Source organism: Streptomyces sp. NPDC050704, from assembly GCF_040654355.1.
In the GTDB taxonomy this organism is placed as follows: Bacteria; Actinomycetota; Actinomycetes; order Streptomycetales; family Streptomycetaceae; genus Streptomyces.
Genome location: NZ_JBFAHW010000016.1, coordinates 39050 through 55228, shown reverse-complemented (window position 1 = coordinate 55228; position 16179 = coordinate 39050). Strand labels below are relative to the sequence as shown.

The 16179-nt window shown below is 71.1% G+C and carries 14 protein-coding genes; 8 read left to right on the top strand and 6 right to left on the bottom strand.

Features of this window, described 5'->3' with window-relative positions; genetic code table 11:
- Window positions 1-17: 17 nt before the first annotated feature.
- Entirely contained in the window at window positions 18-920 is a 903-nt protein-coding gene (locus AB0I18_RS11830; protein ID WP_363105273.1) for a hypothetical protein, read from the bottom strand.
- 198 nt (window positions 921-1118) lie between these two features.
- Here AB0I18_RS11830 and lon point away from each other — a divergent pair, with 198 nt between their 5' ends.
- Both lon and AB0I18_RS11820 read left to right on the top strand, forming a co-directional pair.
- Window positions 1119-3545 carry an endopeptidase La gene (gene lon / locus AB0I18_RS11825; protein ID WP_363105272.1) on the top strand — a complete coding sequence of 809 codons (2427 nt, stop codon included), beginning with the start codon at window positions 1119-1121 and terminating at the stop codon, window positions 3543-3545.
- Between the two features lie 164 nt (window positions 3546-3709).
- Window positions 3710-4258 carry a MarR family transcriptional regulator gene (locus tag AB0I18_RS11820; RefSeq protein ID WP_363105271.1) on the top strand — a complete coding sequence of 183 codons (549 nt, stop codon included), beginning with the start codon at window positions 3710-3712 and terminating at the stop codon, window positions 4256-4258.
- A 111-nt stretch (window positions 4259-4369) separates the two neighbouring features.
- Here the strand turns inward: AB0I18_RS11820 and AB0I18_RS11815 are convergent, their stop codons facing one another.
- Window positions 4370-5155, bottom strand: coding sequence for a hypothetical protein (locus tag AB0I18_RS11815; protein ID WP_363105270.1), 786 nt, complete (start codon window positions 5153-5155; stop codon window positions 4370-4372).
- A 356-nt stretch (window positions 5156-5511) separates the two neighbouring features.
- Between AB0I18_RS11815 and AB0I18_RS11810 the strand changes: the two genes are divergently transcribed.
- The 5 genes from AB0I18_RS11810 (at window position 5512) to AB0I18_RS11790 (ending at window position 12132) form a co-directional block, all read left to right on the top strand.
- Window positions 5512-9261 (top strand): nitrate- and nitrite sensing domain-containing protein, encoded by a 3750-nt coding sequence (locus AB0I18_RS11810; RefSeq protein ID WP_363105269.1) that lies wholly within the window; start codon window positions 5512-5514, stop codon window positions 9259-9261.
- On the top strand, window positions 9258-9761 hold the full coding sequence (locus AB0I18_RS11805; RefSeq protein WP_363105267.1) for a roadblock/LC7 domain-containing protein: 504 nt from the start codon (window positions 9258-9260) through the stop codon (window positions 9759-9761). The genes AB0I18_RS11810 and AB0I18_RS11805 overlap by 4 nt, the downstream gene beginning before the upstream one ends.
- The gene (locus tag AB0I18_RS11800) at window positions 9758-10168 is read left to right on the top strand and encodes a DUF742 domain-containing protein (RefSeq protein WP_363105266.1); all 411 of its coding nucleotides are present in this window, start codon (window positions 9758-9760) and stop codon (window positions 10166-10168) included. The genes AB0I18_RS11805 and AB0I18_RS11800 overlap by 4 nt, the downstream gene beginning before the upstream one ends.
- The gene (locus tag AB0I18_RS11795) at window positions 10149-10802 is read left to right on the top strand and encodes an ATP/GTP-binding protein (RefSeq protein WP_363105265.1); all 654 of its coding nucleotides are present in this window, start codon (window positions 10149-10151) and stop codon (window positions 10800-10802) included. Before AB0I18_RS11800 ends, AB0I18_RS11795 begins: the two co-directional genes overlap by 20 nt.
- Window positions 10803-10878: 76 nt before the next feature.
- Window positions 10879-12132, top strand: a complete 1254-nt coding sequence (locus AB0I18_RS11790) for a styrene monooxygenase/indole monooxygenase family protein (RefSeq protein ID WP_363105264.1) — start codon at window positions 10879-10881, stop codon at window positions 12130-12132.
- Here AB0I18_RS11790 and AB0I18_RS11785 read toward each other — a convergent pair whose 3' ends face one another.
- A complete protein-coding gene (locus AB0I18_RS11785; RefSeq protein ID WP_363105263.1) occupies window positions 12133-12975 on the bottom strand; it encodes an NAD(P)H-binding protein in 843 nt (280 codons plus the stop codon).
- A gap of 94 nt (window positions 12976-13069) precedes the next feature.
- Here AB0I18_RS11785 and AB0I18_RS11780 point away from each other — a divergent pair, with 94 nt between their 5' ends.
- A complete protein-coding gene (locus tag AB0I18_RS11780; protein WP_363105262.1) occupies window positions 13070-13483 on the top strand; it encodes a helix-turn-helix domain-containing protein in 414 nt (137 codons plus the stop codon).
- 20 nt (window positions 13484-13503) lie between these two features.
- Here AB0I18_RS11780 and AB0I18_RS11775 read toward each other — a convergent pair whose 3' ends face one another.
- From AB0I18_RS11775 to AB0I18_RS11765, 3 genes are all read right to left on the bottom strand, one after another.
- Window positions 13504-14688 (bottom strand): NlpC/P60 family protein, encoded by a 1185-nt coding sequence (locus AB0I18_RS11775; RefSeq protein ID WP_363105261.1) that lies wholly within the window; start codon window positions 14686-14688, stop codon window positions 13504-13506.
- Between the two features lie 106 nt (window positions 14689-14794).
- Complete coding sequence (locus AB0I18_RS11770; protein WP_363105260.1) at window positions 14795-15157, bottom strand: hypothetical protein; 363 nt, start codon at window positions 15155-15157, stop codon at window positions 14795-14797.
- Between the two features lie 10 nt (window positions 15158-15167).
- Window positions 15168-15893, bottom strand: a complete 726-nt coding sequence (locus tag AB0I18_RS11765) for a helix-turn-helix domain-containing protein (protein ID WP_363105259.1) — start codon at window positions 15891-15893, stop codon at window positions 15168-15170.
- Window positions 15894-16179 lie beyond the last annotated feature (286 nt).

The window sequence follows — 16179 nt, the reverse complement described above, 5'->3', positions numbered from 1 at the left end:
TCCCGTAGTTCCGTCTGTCACGTCCAGGTCGGTGACAGGGAGCCCGGAGGAGCCGCGTAAGGCACGGGCCGGCCCGTGAACGCGTCGAGGACCATACGGTCGTCGAGCGGGCGGTCCAGCTTCACCGTCACCTTCTTGAAGCGCAGGTCCATCGTGCAGGGTCCGTCGGAGACGCCGCGGATCCAGCCGGAGAACACCACGTTGTCCTCGCCCTCCAGGACGTCCACGGCAGGGCCGTCGTCGCAGGACCCGTGCTCGGCACGGACGGTGAGAGTCCGGCCGTCCTTCGCCACGGTGACCAGTCCGGCGAGCGGCGACAGCTCGGCCGAGGCCTTGTCCCGCGGCAGGGCCTTGATCGGCGACCGGGCGAGTTTCGAGGGGGCGACCGCGGCGCGCTTGAGCGGAGTGTCGTATCCCTTCACGGTGAAGTGCCAGGCGGGGACCTTCGCCATGCCGCGGCTGGTGAACATGGCCATGTCGCCGAGCCGGGCGCCGGTCACGGTGAGACGCGGACCGCTGTTCCCGCCCCGCGCGAGCTTCTCGTACGCCGCCTGCGCGGAGGCGACCGAAACGGGCAGCGAGTCGCCGTCGCGCCAACGGACCTGCCCCTTCTTCAGCGCCTCGTCGGGCAGCGAGCCGCGCAGCTCGAAGTTCTGGGTCGTGTACGCGCGCTTGTCGGCCTCGTTGCGGAAGGCGCCATCGGGCAGCTGGACCGCCTCACCCATCGGGAAGTAGCCCTCCCGCCACAGCCGCGCCGCGTCCGAGCCCTCCCAGGCGTCGGCGACCTGCTGAGCGCGGTCGCCACCGCCCGCGCCGGTCAGGGTCTCACTGCCGCATCCGGTGACCCCCACGACGAACAGGCCGAGCGCGACAACGAGCCCGGCCGGCCTGACCGGCCTGGTCCGTTTGACGATTCGCATGATGCCCCCAAGGAAGACAGCAAGGCAGACAACGGTGTCCGGATCCGACACCGCACCTATGACGCCCGGCCCGGGTGATGCGTTCGCTCGCCGACCAAGACTGATCGCTGACAGCGAACGCCGCCCTCCCCCGGGAACAATCGGAGGCTCATGTGCATTGAGTCGGCATAACTCAACTTGACTGCCTAAGGGGAGATCATGGCTTTGACGTCCGCACCGCTCACCCTGCCCGTGCTGCCGCTCGACGACGAGGTCGTGCTGCCCGGAATGGTGGTGCCCCTGGACCTCAACGATTCCGATGTACGGGCCGCGGTGGAGGCCGCCCAGGCCGCCGCACGTTCCAGCGGTTCCAGTGGAGGAAGCAAGCCGAAGGTGCTGCTTGTTCCACGGATCGACGGGACGTACGCGAACACGGGCGTGCTCGGCACGGTCGAGCAGGTGGGACGCCTCGCCGACGGTGACCCGGGCGCCCTGATCCGCGGCCGCGGCCGGGTGAGCATCGGCGCCGGTACGACCGGCCCCGGCGCCGCCCTGTGGGTGGAGGGGATCGCGGTCGAGGAGACCGTGCCGGACCCGCTGCCCGGCTCCGTGACCGAGCTGGTCAAGGAGTACAAGGCGCTGGCCACCGACTGGCTGAAGAAGCGCGCCGCCTGGCAGGTCGTGGACCGCGTCCAGGCGATCGACGACGTGTCCGCGCTCGCCGACAATTCCGGCTACTCGCCGTTCCTGTCGACCGCTCAGAAGGTCGAGCTCCTGGAGACCGCCGACCCGGTGGCCCGGCTGAAGCTCGCCACCGAGCAGCTGCGCGAGCACCTCGCCGAGCAGGACGTCGCCGAGTCCATCGCCAAGGACGTGCAGGAAGGCGTGGACAAGCAGCAGCGCGAGTTCCTGCTGCGGCGGCAGCTGGACGCCGTGCGCAAGGAACTGCGTGAGATCAACGGCGAGGGCGGCGAGGACGAGGGCGACGACTACCGCTCCCGCGTCGAGGCCGCCGACCTGCCGGAGAAGGTCCGCGAGGCCGCGCTCAAGGAGGTCGAGAAGCTGGAGCGGTCGAGCGACCAGTCGCCCGAGGGCTCCTGGATCCGGACCTGGCTCGACACCGTGCTCGAACTGCCGTGGAGCGAGCGCACCGAGGACGAGTACGACATCCAGGGCGCGAAGTCGATCCTGGACGCCGAGCACGCCGGTCTGGAGGACGTGAAGGAGCGGATCACCGAGTACCTGGCGGTGCGCAAGCGGCGCAACGACCGAGGGCTCGGGATCGTCGGAGGCCGCCGCGGCGGCGCCGTGCTCGCGCTCGTCGGCCCGCCCGGCGTCGGCAAGACCTCGCTCGGCGAGTCCGTCGCGCACGCCATGGGCCGCAAGTTCGTCCGCGTCGCCCTCGGCGGCGTACGGGACGAGGCGGAGATCCGCGGCCACCGGCGTACGTACGTCGGCGCGCTGCCCGGCCGGATCGTCCGGGCCATCAAGGAGGCCGGGTCCATGAACCCGGTGGTCCTCCTTGACGAGATCGACAAGGTGGGCTCGGACTTCCGGGGCGACCCGGCGGCGGCCCTCCTCGAAGTCCTCGACCCGGCGCAGAACCACACCTTCCGGGACCACTACCTGGAGGTCGAACTCGACCTGAGCGACGTGGTGTTCCTGGCCACGGCCAACGTCCTCGAAGCCATCCCGGAGGCGCTGCTCGACCGTATGGAACTGGTGCGCCTCGACGGCTACACGGAGGACGAGAAGGTCGTCATCGCGCGGGACCACCTGCTGCCGCGTCAGCTGGAGCGGGCCGGCCTCGAAACCGAGGAAGTCACCCTGGACGAGAGCGCGTTGCGCAAGCTCGCCGGCGAGTACACCCGGGAGGCGGGTGTACGAAACCTGGAGCGGGGCATCGCGCGACTGCTCCGCAAGATCGCGGCGCAGCACGAACTCGGCGAGCGGAAGCTGCCGTTCACGGTCGGCGAGGACGATCTGCGCGGGCTGATCGGACGGCCGCACCACGTGCCCGAGTCCGCCCAGGACCCGGCCGAGCGGCGTACGGCGGTGCCGGGTGTCGCCACCGGGCTCGCGGTCACCGGCGCGGGCGGCGACGTGCTCTTCGTCGAGGCCTCGCTGGCCGACCCGGAGACCGGCGCGGCGGGTCTGACCCTCACGGGGCAGCTCGGCGACGTCATGAAGGAGTCGGCGCAGATCGCGCTGAGCTTCCTCCGCTCGCACGGCGCCGAACTGGAACTGCCCGTCGCCGACCTGAAGGACCGGGGCGTGCACATCCACTTCCCGGCGGGCGCGGTCCCGAAGGACGGCCCGAGCGCGGGCGTCACGATGACGACGGCCCTGGCGTCGCTGCTGTCCGGCCGGCTGGTCCGTACGGATGTGGCCATGACCGGTGAGGTCTCCCTCACGGGACGGGTGCTGCCGATCGGCGGCGTCAAGCAGAAGCTGCTTGCCGCCCACCGGGCCGGGGTCACGACCGTCGTGATCCCGAAGCGCAACGAGCCCGACCTGGACGACGTCCCGGCCGAGGTCCTGGAGAAGCTCGACGTCCACGCGGTCACGGACGTCCGGCAGGTGCTGGAGCTGGCGCTGTCCCCGGCGACGAACGGTGCGGTTCCGGAGGTTCCGGTGGCGGCGTGACGGGCGCCACCGGTGCAGGAAGGCCCGGGTCCCTCTTCGCGAGGGGCCCGGGCCTTCCGCGTACGGAGGCGTCAGTCGGCGGCCGACCGCGGATGCGAAATACTGGCCCAGCTGCGGCAATGGCGGTTTTGGGCGAAGACTTTCGGGATCGGGACGACCGGATCATGGGTGCTGACGTGCACGAGGACGGACACGGGGACGGAAACGAGGACGGAAACGGCGAGGAGCACCGGGCGGAATCCGGCCTGCCGGGCATTGGTGTGGACCAGGACGGTGTTGACCAGGAGTTCCTGGCGCTGGAACGCGAGTTGACGGTCCTTCTGCGGCGTGCCCGGGCCTCCTCCGGCGAGATGGTCCGCGAGGTCCATCCCGACCTGGAGTCCTCCGCGTACGGCCTCCTCGTGCGGCTGGAGGAGTGCGGTCGTCAGCGTGCCACCGAACTCGCCGCGTACATCGGTATCGGCAAGGCCACGATGTCGCGGCAGCTGCGGGCGCTGGAGGCGCTCGGGCTTGTCGCCCGTGAGCCCGACCCCGCGGACGGGAGGGCGTGGCTCGTTCATCTCACGGAGGAGGGGCGGGTGCGGTTCCGTCGTGTGCGGGGTGCGCGGCGGGCGCGGTACGTAAGGGAGTTGGCGGGGTGGGATCGGGCGGAGGTGGCTGAATTGGCTCGGTTGCTGCACCGGTTGAACCGGGGGGTTGAACGCTCCTCGTAGGTGCTCCGCGTTGGTGCTCCGCTTGGGGGTGGGTTTTTTGGCTGCGGGGCGGTGGGGGCTGGTCGCGCAGTTCCCCGCGCCCCTTTGGGGCGCGCCGTTGGCGGCCCCTGCCTACAGCTCCACGTATGCCACCGTCGCGTCGTCGTGCCGCTTGCTTCGGCCCAGGAACACCCCGTCCGTGTCGGCCAGTTCCAGGGCCCGTACTCGGTCGATCAGGGACTGGGCGCCCTCCTTGCGGATGAGGGTGAGGAGGGCTGTCCAGTCGCCCTCCTGGAACTTTTCCACCCAGCGGGTCGCGCCGTCCGTCAGGGCGGTCAGGGTGCGGACGTCGGTGCGCGGGAGTACCCCTGCCACCGCGCGGGCCGCCACCGAGGGGTCCGCCGCCGCTGTGAAGAAGCCGCCCTCCTTGTTGCGGAGGGTCGCGTCGGTGACGGCGTGGGTGGTCAGGGCGGCGCGGGGGACGCGGGAGAGGCGGTCGTCGAGGAGCGGGGTGACCGTGCCGGTGGGGGATTCGACGAGGAGGACCGAGTCCGAGAGGACCAGGTACTCGACGGACTCCGGCGACCAGCGGGCCAGGACCACTGTTGCCTGTGGGGTGCGTGGGTGAGAAAGGTCACAGGTGGTTCGATGGGCGTCGGCGGTACGCGCGATGGCGTGCCCCAGTACCTCACTGAGTGTCAAATCTCTTCGCGAAACGGACAGTTCACCCAGTGCGCCGCCGAGCCGGGCCGTGAACCACGGGACGGAATGCAGACAGCCGGCATCGGTGGCCGGGGGTGTCACGCCGTCCAGGACGACGAGCGAACCGCCCTGTCCGGAGGCCGGAAGTCCGACCGATGCGTAGTCCTCGTCGGGGCGGGCAGGGTCACCGGGTACCGAGATCAGTTCCGTGCGCATCCGGCCAGTCTGCACGAGGCCTTCACAAGCTCCGCCAAAGGCTGGCAACCACTGCCCAATTGGCCTTGACTAGCAGGTCAGGCGCCTGGTTTGGGATGGAATGATCAACTCCGGTGAAGCGTGGCGGCGCATCTTGCCACCGGTCGCCGTGGACGTCCAACCGGCCCTCCGCGCAAGGGTGTCGCATGCGCCACAGGAACTTGCCGGGCCGCTCCCCGGCGATGTTCACTCCTTCGTGTGGCGGGTCAGGCGATGCGCGACCACTGCCCACCGGCACTGGGAGGGTCGGGAGCCGTACCGGGACGACACTCGAGTTGACGAATCGTCACCCGGGCCCATCGGGACACGAGTCAAGAATGCGAGCACCGGTGCAGATGATGCGGCCTCGGCGCAAAGGCAGGCAGTCGGCCTCGGGTGAGGCCTCCGGGCGCACGCCGAACTCATCGGCCGCGCAGGACACTCCCGACCCCGCGGGCCGCGGCCGCCCCGCTCATGTACGGAGCCGGCTGATCATCGCCGTCGCCGTCGTGGCCGCCGCGATCGCCGGAGCCGGCGCCCCGTCCGTGATCGCCGCCTCCGGTGAGCTGAACGACTCCCAGAACCTGGTGACGCTCGCCGAGCGCACCCAGGACGCGCTGGCCCTCGCGCATTCGCTGGCCGACGAACGCGACGAGGTCACCTCCTACCTCGCGGCCGGCCGGCCCGACGGCGAGGGCCCTTCGGAGCGGCGCAGCGCCCGGGTCGACCGGCAGGTCGAGGAGCTCCGGGCGGAGGCCGTCGAGGCCGAGGCCCCCGCGGCGTTCCGCAAGTCCCTCGACAGCATCGCCACCGTGCGCAGAGCGGCGCTCACCGGAGAGAGCAGTGCTCTCGAAGCGCATCGGTCGTACTCCGCCGTCCTCGCCGAACTCCACGGCCTCGCCGAGGAGCTGGCCGAGCAGATCCCGCCCCGCGCGGGCGCCGGCGCGCACGCCCTCGCCGACCTCGACACCGCCGTCCAGCAGGCCGCCGCCGCCCGCGGTCTGCTCCTCGCGGCCCTGAACGTGCCCACCTCCACCCGGACGACCACGGACCCCATCACCGGGCTGCCCGTCACGACCACCACGTCGTCCGCCGCCCAGACCAGGCAGCGCGACGCGCTCAGTGCCGCCGCGCAGCAGGCCAACGTCCGTGAGCAGGCGGCCCTCGCCGACTTCCACGGCGCCGCGCCGAAGACCGACCGCGCCTCGTACGACTCCACGGTGACCGGCCCGGACGTCACCTCCGCCGAGAAGTACCTCACCGACCTCGCCGACCAGCCCACCCTCTCGGACGGCGAACTCGGCACCGGCACCAAGAAGCTGGACGCGGCGCTGTCCGCCCGTGTCGAGCTGATGCGCGGCGTCGAGGCGTCCCTCAACACCCAACGGGCCAAGGAACTCGCCCAGTTGCGCGACGACGACGTCACCGCGCTGGAGATCCGTATCGCGCTCCTCGGCGCCCTGATGCTGCTCGCCGTCGGCGTCTCCACGGCCATGGCCCGTACGCTGACCCGCCCGCTGGCCGTCCTGCGCCTCGGTTCGGCCCGCCTCGCCGCCGAACCGGCCACCGTGGAACCGGTCAAGTTCACCGGCCGCAACGACGAGTTCGCCCAGGTCGTACGGTCAGTCAACGCGCTGCACGCGCACGCCCGCGCGCTCCAGGAGCGGCTGACGACCCTGGAGGGCGACCGCAAGCACCTCATCGGCCAGCGCCAGAAGATGGCCGACGAACGCGACCACTTCCGCACCGAACTCGCCGAGGCCACCGCCCACTTGGAGCGGGTCCGGGACAGCGTCCAGGGCACCTTCGTCAATCTCGCCCTGCGCACCCTCGGTCTCGTCGAGCGGCAACTCGGCGTCATCGAGGGCCTCGAAGAGCGCGAGCAGGACCCCGAGCGGCTCGCCACGCTCTTCCGGCTCGACCACTTCGCCACCGTCATGCGCCGCCACAGCGAGAACCTGCTGGTCCTCGCGGGCGCCGAGCACGGCCACCAGCACCCAGGACCGGTCCCGCTCGTCGACGTCGTACGGGCCGCCGTCAGCGAGATCGAGCGGTACGAGCGGGTACGGATCGCCGCGCTGCCGCCGCACGCGCACCTCGCCGGGTTCGCGGCGGACGACGTCAGCCATCTGCTGGCCGAACTCCTGGAGAACGCCTCGTCGTTCTCGCCGCCGGACATCCCCGTCGAGGTCTCCGGCTGGCTCCTGGAGAGCGGCGAGGTCATGCTCTCCGTCCAGGACGAGGGCATCGGCATGACCGGCGACCGGCTCGGCCAGCTCAACGCCCGCCTCGCGGACTTCGACGCCGAGGGCGGGTTCGAGCAGGAGAGCGGCGAGGGGCTCGGGCTCGGCCTGTACGTGGTGGCCCGGCTCGCCCACCGGCACGGCCTGCGGGTGCAGTTGCGGGAGCAGAAGCAGGGCGGCATCACGGCGGTCGTCGTCCTGCCCAAGGCGCTGCTCGCCGCCGCGCCGTCCGTCGCCGTCCCCTCGGCGACCACCGCCGGCCCGGCCGGGAGCGCCTCCACGATGTCCCTCCCGGGAGCGAACGCGGAGGTCAACTCCAATGTCCTGCCCAGCCGTTCGGGCCGGGACCCGCTGATCGCCGCGGCGGAGAACTCACTGCGGGACACGGGCGCCGCCGGCCAGGGCTCCCCAGCGGAGGAGACCGCCCGTGCGGACGCCGGCGCGGAGGAACTCGTACGCGAGGAGCCCGTACGCGAAGAGTCCACGCGCGAAGCGGCCGCCGCCGACCGGCCCGCAGGCCAGGAGCCCGCAAGCGAGCAGGGCGTGCGCGGGGAGTCCGCAGACCGGGAGGCCGGGGCTACGGACTCCGTACGCCGGGAGTTCGACCCTTCGGATCCGGCACGCGAGGAGCCTGTACGTCGAGAGTTTGGGGCCGCGGATTCCGTACGCGGGGACGCTGGGGCCTCGGATCCCGCACGTCGGGAGGCCGAGGACGCGGATGCCGTACGTCGGGAGGCCGAGGACGCGGATGCTGTACGTCGGGGGTTCGGGGCGGCGGATTCCGTACGCGGAGAGGCTGGGGCCACGGATCCCGCACGTCGGGAGGCCGAGGACGCGGATGCCGTACGTCGGGGGTTCGAGGCCGCGGATTCCGTACGCGGGGAGGCTGGGGCCACGGATCCCGTACGTCGGGAGGCCGAGGACGCGGATCCCGTACGTCGGGGGTTCGGGGCCGCGGATTCCGTACGCGGGGAGGCTGGGGCCTCGGATCCCGTACGTCGGGAGGCCGAGGACGCGGATCCCGTACGTGGGGGGTTCGGCGCCACGGATCCTGTGCGCGAGGACTCCGTAGGCCGGGGGTTCGGTGTTACGGATCTCGTGGGCCGGGAGGCCGACGAGACGGAGATCGTGGGCGGGGAGTCCGGGCCGCCGCACGCCGAGACCACCGAGCACTTTGGGACGGCCGAGTTCTTCGAGCCCGCCGAACTTCCCGAGGCTGCGGAGCCGTTGGAGTTCTCGGAGACCGCCGAGGCTTCCGGCAGTTCCGACAGCTTCCGGGGCTCACAGTCCTCCCAGGCCTTCACGCCCTCTGATACCGCGCACAGCTCCGGGTCCTACGAGCCCTCCGGGCTTTTCGAGTTCTCCGGGGTCTCCGGGCCTTCCGAGAGCTCCGAGCCCTCCGAGGCGGCCCCAGGGCCCGAGACGACCATGGAGCTCATCCCGCCGCCGCCCCCGGCCGAAGAGGCCTCCGGCGTCGGGATCCCCGCCCAGGCCACCACCGAGCCACAGCAGGCTCACGACCCGTACGCCATCGGCCCCGACGCCCATGAACGGGTCTCCGACAGGCGCGGTCACGACGGGCCGCAGGAGTCCGAGCAGGTCACCGACAAGGGTCTGCCCAAGCGGACCCCCAAGATCTCCGCGCCCCCGCCGGCCGCGAGGCCGCGTGCGGGAGCCGTCGACGCCGAGGCGCTGCGCCGCAGGCTCGGCGGATTCCACCGGGGCGCGAACGACGGTCGCCGCGATGTCGAAGCGGAGATCGCCGAACAGACGTCGGAGCTGAAGAAGCCCGCCGTACATGCCGTAGAAACCCAGGGGGACACAGTCGAGGAGGCAAGCAGTTGACCGCGCCGAGTACCTACGGGCTGAGCAACGAGGCCCGTAATCTGCACTGGCTGCTGACGAACCTCGTCGAGGAGGTGCCGGGACTCCTGTCGGTCGCGGTGGTCTCCTCCGACGGCCTGCTGCTGCTCTCCTCCGACCCTGGGAGAAACGCTCAGGCAGCACGGGAGAACAGGGAGAAACCCAAAGGGCCCCGAGGCTCCGCGGCGGACCTGGCGACCATCGTGTCGGGCATCGGCAGCCTGGCCCTCGGCGCCGCCAAGCTGATGGACGGCGGCGGCGTCAAGCAGACGATGATCGCGATGGACGACGGCGGCCTCTTCGTCATGTCGATCAGCGACGGCTCGCTGCTCGGCGTGCACGCCACCCCGGACTGCGACATGAGCGTCGTCGCTTACCACATGGCGCTCTTCGTGGGCCGCGCCGGCCACGTCCTGACCCCCGCGGTCCGCAGCGAGCTGCGCCAGTCGATCGAGGCCCACCCGATGGAGGGCGTCAAGTGAGCGACCTGAGCGGCACGCCCAAGCTTCCGGTCCGCGGCTCGGACCGCAAACCCTCCCGCGTACGCCCCTACTCGCTGACCGGCGGCCGTACGCGCTTCGGGCACGTCCTGCTCGTCGAGACGTTCGTGGCGGCGCTCGAAGCCCCGGAGGAGCGGCGGGAGTTGGAGAACGGCTCGCTCTCGACCCGGGTGATGCCGGAGATGCGGGCCATCGTCGAACTCTGCCGCCGGATGCGGACGGTGGCCGAGATCGCCGCCCTGCTGAGGATGCCGCTCGGTGTGGTCCGGGTGCTCATCAGCGACCTGGCGGACCAGGGAAAGATCCGTGTGTACGGAACAGGGCACGGCCCGGGGCAGCCGGACCGCGCTCTGCTGGAAAGGGTGCTGAGTGGACTCCGTCGTCTCTGACGCCTCCCGCGTCTCCGATGGCTTTCGTTTCCCCGAACTCGTCGAACTCGACGAGGAGTTGAAGGCCTGGCAGAAGGACCGGACGCGGGCCCCCATCGCCACGAAGATCGTGGTGGCGGGCGGCTTCGGGGTGGGCAAGACCACCCTGGTCACCGCCGTCTCGGAGATCACGCCCCTCCAGACGGAGGCGCTGATGACCCAGGCGAGCGAGGACGTCGACGATCTCAGTTCGACGCCCGAGAAGCTGACCACCACCGTGGCCATGGACTTCGGCCGCATCACGCTCGACGACGACCTGGTGCTGTACCTCTTCGGCACGCCGGGGCAGCAGCGGTTCTGGTTCATGTGGGACGACCTGGTGCGCGGCGCGATCGGCGCGGTGGTCCTCGCCGACACCCGGCGCCTGAAGGACTGCTTCCCGGCGCTCGACTACTTCGAGAGCTGCGGAATACCGTACGTCGTCGCGGTCAACCACTTCGACGGCAGCGAGCGGTTCGAACCGGAGGACGTGCGGGAGGCCCTCACGGTGCCCGCACGCATACCTGTCATGATCATGGACGCGCGCCGCCGGATCCCGGTCGTCGAGACCCTCCTCGCCCTGGTCGGGCACGCGCTCGAAGTCAGCCCCGAATAGCGACGTACAGGTCGCACAGGTCGTACAGGTCGCCCAGGTCACTCAGGTCGTCCAGGTCATAGGAGACACCACCCGCATGCGGAAGATACTCGTCGTCGGAGCCGGACAGTCCGGACTCCAGCTCGCCCTCGGACTCCAGTCGAACGGGTACGAGGTCACCCTGATGTCGAACCGGACGGCGGACGAGATCCGCGCCGGCCGGGTCATGTCGACGCAGTGCATGTTCCACACGGGGCTGCAGCACGAGCGTGATCTCCAGCTGAACTTCTGGGAGTCCCAGGCCCCGAAGATCGAAGGACTCGGAGTCTCGGTCGCCGCCCCCGGCTCGCACGACCCGGGCCCCACGCAGCGGGCGATCGACTGGGTGGGCAGGCTCGACGGGTACGCGCAGTCGGTCGACCAGCGCGTGAAGATGGCCGGCTGGATGGAGACGTTCGCGCAGCGCGGCGGCCAGTTGGTGATACACGGTGCGGCGGTCTCCGACCTCGACTTCTTCGCGCGTACGTACGACCTGGTGCTGATCTCGGCCGGCAAGGGCGAGTTGGTCTCGATGTTCGGCCGTGACGCCGCCCGCTCCCCGTACACGGCGCCGCAGCGCGCCCTGGCCGTCGCGTACGTCCACGGCCTGGGCCCGCGCCCCGAGCACCCCGACTACGACGCGGTCCGCTGCAACCTGGTCCCGGGCGTGGGCGAACTCTTCGTCATGCCCACCCTCACCACCTCCGGGCGCGCGGACATCCTCTTCCTGGAGGGCATACCCGGCGGCCCGCTGGACGTCTTCCAGGGCGTCAAGGACCCGGCCGAGCACCTCTCCCTGACCCTGGAACTCATGGAGCGGTTCACGCCGTGGGAGTACGCGCGGGCCACGAAGGTCGAACTGACCGACGCGAACGGCACGTTGTCCGGGCGCTATACGCCGACCGTCCGCAATCCCGTCGGACGCCTCCCCGGCGGCGGCCTGGTCCTGGGCGTCGCCGACGTGGTCGTGGCGAACGACCCGATCACCGGCCAGGGCTCCAACTCGGCGTCCAAGTGCGCCGCTTCGTATCTCGACTCGATCGTCTCGCACGGCGACCGGCCCTTCGACGAGGCCTGGATGCGGCAGACGTTCGACCGCTACTGGGACACCGCCCAGCACGTCACGAAGTGGACGAACGCCATGCTGGGCGCCCCGCCCGAGAACGTCCTGAACCTGATCGGCGCGGCAGGCCAACTCCCGCCGGTGGCCGACCGTTTCGCCAACGGCTTCAACGACCCGGCGGACTTCGAGAACTTCTTCTACGAGCCCGAGAAGACGGACGCGTACCTGGCGTCGGTGACGGGGGCCTGACTACGCGTCAGCGGCGGCGACAGCGTCAGTGACGGCGCCGGCTGCCGCCAGCGGTGAGCTGGGTGCGCGGCCCAGCAGTCGGCGCAGGTCGCCACCGGTGCGGGCCATGAATCCGGCGGCGATGGCGGAGTAGGTGCCGACCAGCATCGGCACCTGGAACGGCTCGGCGCCGGAGGCGGCGATGCGCGCGCGGGCCCGGGCGAGCGTCTCCGGGGCGTAGGTGACATGGGGGCCGTGTGCCTGTGCCAGATCGGTGCCGCCGACGGCCCGCTCGCCGACGAGTTCGTAGACGCGGCCCGCATGGGCGGGGGCCTCCACCGCCACCCGCGCCGCCGCGTCGGCCAGATCAGCGCGCGCGACCGCGGCCAGCCTGCCCTCGCCGAGCGGGGCCGTGATCCGCCCGTCGGGCGACGGCGTTGCGAGCCAGGCCAGCAACTCCGCGTAGAGGCCGTTGCGCAGGATCGTCCAGTCCAGCCCGCTCTCCCGGAGCCGCCGCTCGGTCCAGCGGTGCGGCAGGGCGTACGGGAGGTGGTCGCCGTCGGCGGTCAGGCTGGTGTAGACGACATGGCCCACGCCCGCCGTCTCCGCGGCGTCGAGGGCGGCACCGTGCCGGGCCATGACGGTGTCGTCCTCGCCGTAGCCCGCGGAGATCATCAACAGCACGTCGACACCCTCGAAACCCTCGGCCAGGGTGTCGGGCTCGTCGAAGTCGATGCGGCGCACGGGCAACCGGCCCCCGGCCCGTGGGAGTTCGCGCGTGCCGAGGACGACGTCGTCGCGGTCGGCCAGCCGCTCGGCGACAAGCGTGCCCAGGGCGCCGGCGGCACCGGTGACCAGAATCATCAGGGGTCTCCTCGGATAGGTTCACAGGTAGGTTCTCTTCGGTAACCGGGACCATCCTGCGGTTTCGCACCGGAGCGCGTAAGGAGGCACTTTGATGTCCGTGGGGCACACAGAGGTAACCACCGAACCCGTCGTCAGCTGCGGGGACGAGCACGAGGACTGCGGGATCCGCGACGTGCTCGACCGGATCGGGGACAAGTGGTCGGTCCTGGTCGTGGTCGAACTGGCCCAGGGCGTACGCCGCTTCCGGCAACTGCAGCGCGCCGTCCCCGGCATCTCGCAGCGGATGCTGACGCTCACGGTGCGCCGACTGGAACGGGACGGGCTGGTCGCCCGGACCGTGTACCCGACGGTGCCCCCGCAGGTCGAGTACGAACTCACAGCGAGCGGCCACAGCCTCACCCACCTGGTCAAGGCCCTCGCCAACTGGTCGGCGGAACACCGCGACTCGATCGCGAGGGCACGCCACGCATGGGACGCCGAACACCCCGACTCCGGAATCCGCTGAGCGGACGGGCCCCGCGCCCGCTACGGGGCGCGGTACTCGGTCGGCGCGTAACCCTCGTCCGATCCGTCCGTGGCACCCCGGGGCAGCTTCGGCGGCGTGTACCGCCGCAGGGGCTCCCCGCCGGGGTCCGGCCGTACGGCCCCCAGGACCGGATTGGCCGCGATCGGCGACACCTTGACCCTCGCGCCCGGCCGGGGCGCCTGCACGACCATCCCGTCACCCAGGTACATCGCCACATGCGTGGCCTCGGGGAAGTAGACGACCAGGTCTCCGGGCCGCAGTTCGCTCAGCGCGACGCGGTCGAGCTCGGCCCACTGCTCCTGGCTGGTACGGGGAATGGGCCGCCCCGCCCGCTGCCACGCCTGGGACGTCAGGCCCGAGCAGTCGTACGTGTCCGGGCCCTCGGCGCCCCATTCGTACGGCTTGCCGATCTGCTCCACGGCGTACCGCAGCGCCGCATCCCCTTCCCGGGTGGGCGGGCGCGCGCTGCTGAGCGCGCCCGACGCCATGAACTCGTCCTGAGCCTCGGCCACCCCCGACCTCTCCAGTTCCGCCACCTGGGCGATCTGCTCGGCGGTCAGGGAGGCGAGCAGCTCCTCGACGTCCTTCAGCCGCTTCCGTACGGCGTCCCGGTCCTTCTTCTGCCGTTCGGCCAGGGTTAGTTGGTCATCGAGGGCCCGGCGGGCCGCGCGCGCCAGCTCGTCCTTCGCCCTCTCCTTGCCGACGAGCCGGTCGACGGTCTCGGCACGCTCCAGCGCGACCTGCCGGATCACCTGCCCCTGATCGAGCGCGTGCTGCGGATCGCGGGCGAGCAGCAACCGTACGTACGAGGAGATCTCGCTGCGGCCCTGGTACTGCTGCCGGGCGAGCCGCCCCGCGGCACCCCGGCTGTCGTGCAGCGAGAGCCGGGCCGTGGCGAGCCGTCCGTCGAGCTTCGCGACCTCGGTCCGCTGCCGCCGCAGCTTCTCGTCGGTCGCGTTGTACGTCTCGGTGGCCTCCTCGGCCTCCCGGTACAGCCGCTGAAGATCCGTCAGCAACTCGGCGACGGACCGCTCACCGGGCTCGGGCGCGGCCCTGTCGCCCGGCTCGGGCACGGAGGTCTCGGCAGGTCCGGGCACAGCCGCCGTCGCGGCCGGTAGCGGCGCGAGGGCGGCACCGGTCGCGATCGCCGCCGTACAGAGCAGCCGCAGAAGCCTTCCTGACACGTCATCACCTCCGGTGCGGGGCGGCCCTTCCGCTCCTCCGCACCGTGAGCATCAGTCGCGCGCGCGGACTCCGCGCGCGGACCGTGGGCGGTTCGGCCCAACGAGGTCACTCGTCGGAGTCGTCCGGCTTGCCGCCCGGCGTGGTGTCTGGCGTGGTGTCCGGTTTGACGCCGGGCGCGGTGTCCGGCCTGGCGTCAGGCTTGGCGTCCGGCTTGGACCACGGCCACTTCAGCTTGCCGCCGCTCTGCCCTGTGGGGTCGTACTCGTACTTCCACCCCTGGTGAAGGCTCAGCCGCCGGCTCACACTCGCCTGTACGCGCCGGTAGACGAGAACGGTCGGCGGCCCGCCGGCGCTGTCCGGCACCGGAACCCGGTACACCTTCGGCGGATGCCCGGTCGGACCGAGCAGAACCGGCAGCACACGGCCGTCCAGGGGACCGCCCTCGAAGGGGGTGTCTTCGCTCTTCACGGAGCCAGTGTCACAGCAGGTGGGCCGCGTCGCCCACCACGGGCAGCACCCGACGCGCGAAGGTGCCCAGCGGCCCGTCCGAGGCCTCCATCGCGAGCGCGGCCCGTACGACGCCCGCGGTCTGCTCGTCCCGGCCCGCGGTCGTCACCAGACAGGCCACGAACTGCTCGACGAGCCAGTCCCGCAACTCGTCCAGCGGCGGTTCCTTCTCCTCGTCCAGCCAGATCAGGGAGGCGGCCTCGACGGCCGTGATCCACATCCGGACGGTCATCCGCAGCCGGGGCCCGGGCCCCTCGACGTCCAGATGGTTCAGGATGTGCTCGGCGGCGGCCCGCCGCACGCCGTCCACGATGGCCGTGGTGCGGGACGTCTCGACGACGCTGCCGCCCTGCAGCAACGCGCTGAATCCGGCGTCGTGTTCGTTCACGAAGGCGAGGTAGCGATCCAGGGCGTTGGAGAGCCGCCGGGTGAGCGGGCCCTGCGGAGGCTCGGCGAAACACTGCTCCAGTTCCTCCGCGGCGGACCTCAGGGCCGCCTCGTACAACTGCTGCTTGCCGCCCGGGAAGTACCGGTACACGAGGGGACGTGAGACGCCCGCCGCCTCCGCCACGTCCTCCAGCGAGACGTCCTCCGGCGCCCGTGCCGCGAACAGCGACAGCGCCGCGTCCAGCAGCTGACTCCGCCGCTCCTCGACACCGAGCCGCCGGTACGCACGTGTGGGAGCCTCCGAGGTCATGTTCCGCAGCGTAACCTTTCCCGCTCCCGCCGCCCCTACCCGTCTCCGTACCCGGGGCTACGGCTGCGGGAACTCTCGATTACTTCCGCTAATTCACGCATTAGCGGACGGGGGTTGATCGATCCTCGGTCGTTCAGCAGAGTCGTGGGTGAACGAGGAATTCCGCGGCACACCGAAAAGCCGGGTGCCCGCGGAATCCGAACGATTAGCGGGCCTTATGCCTGCATTAGCAGACCGGCATTGTTCCTCATTTCGTGCGGGGCAAGAATCGACGGCGGAGTTCAGC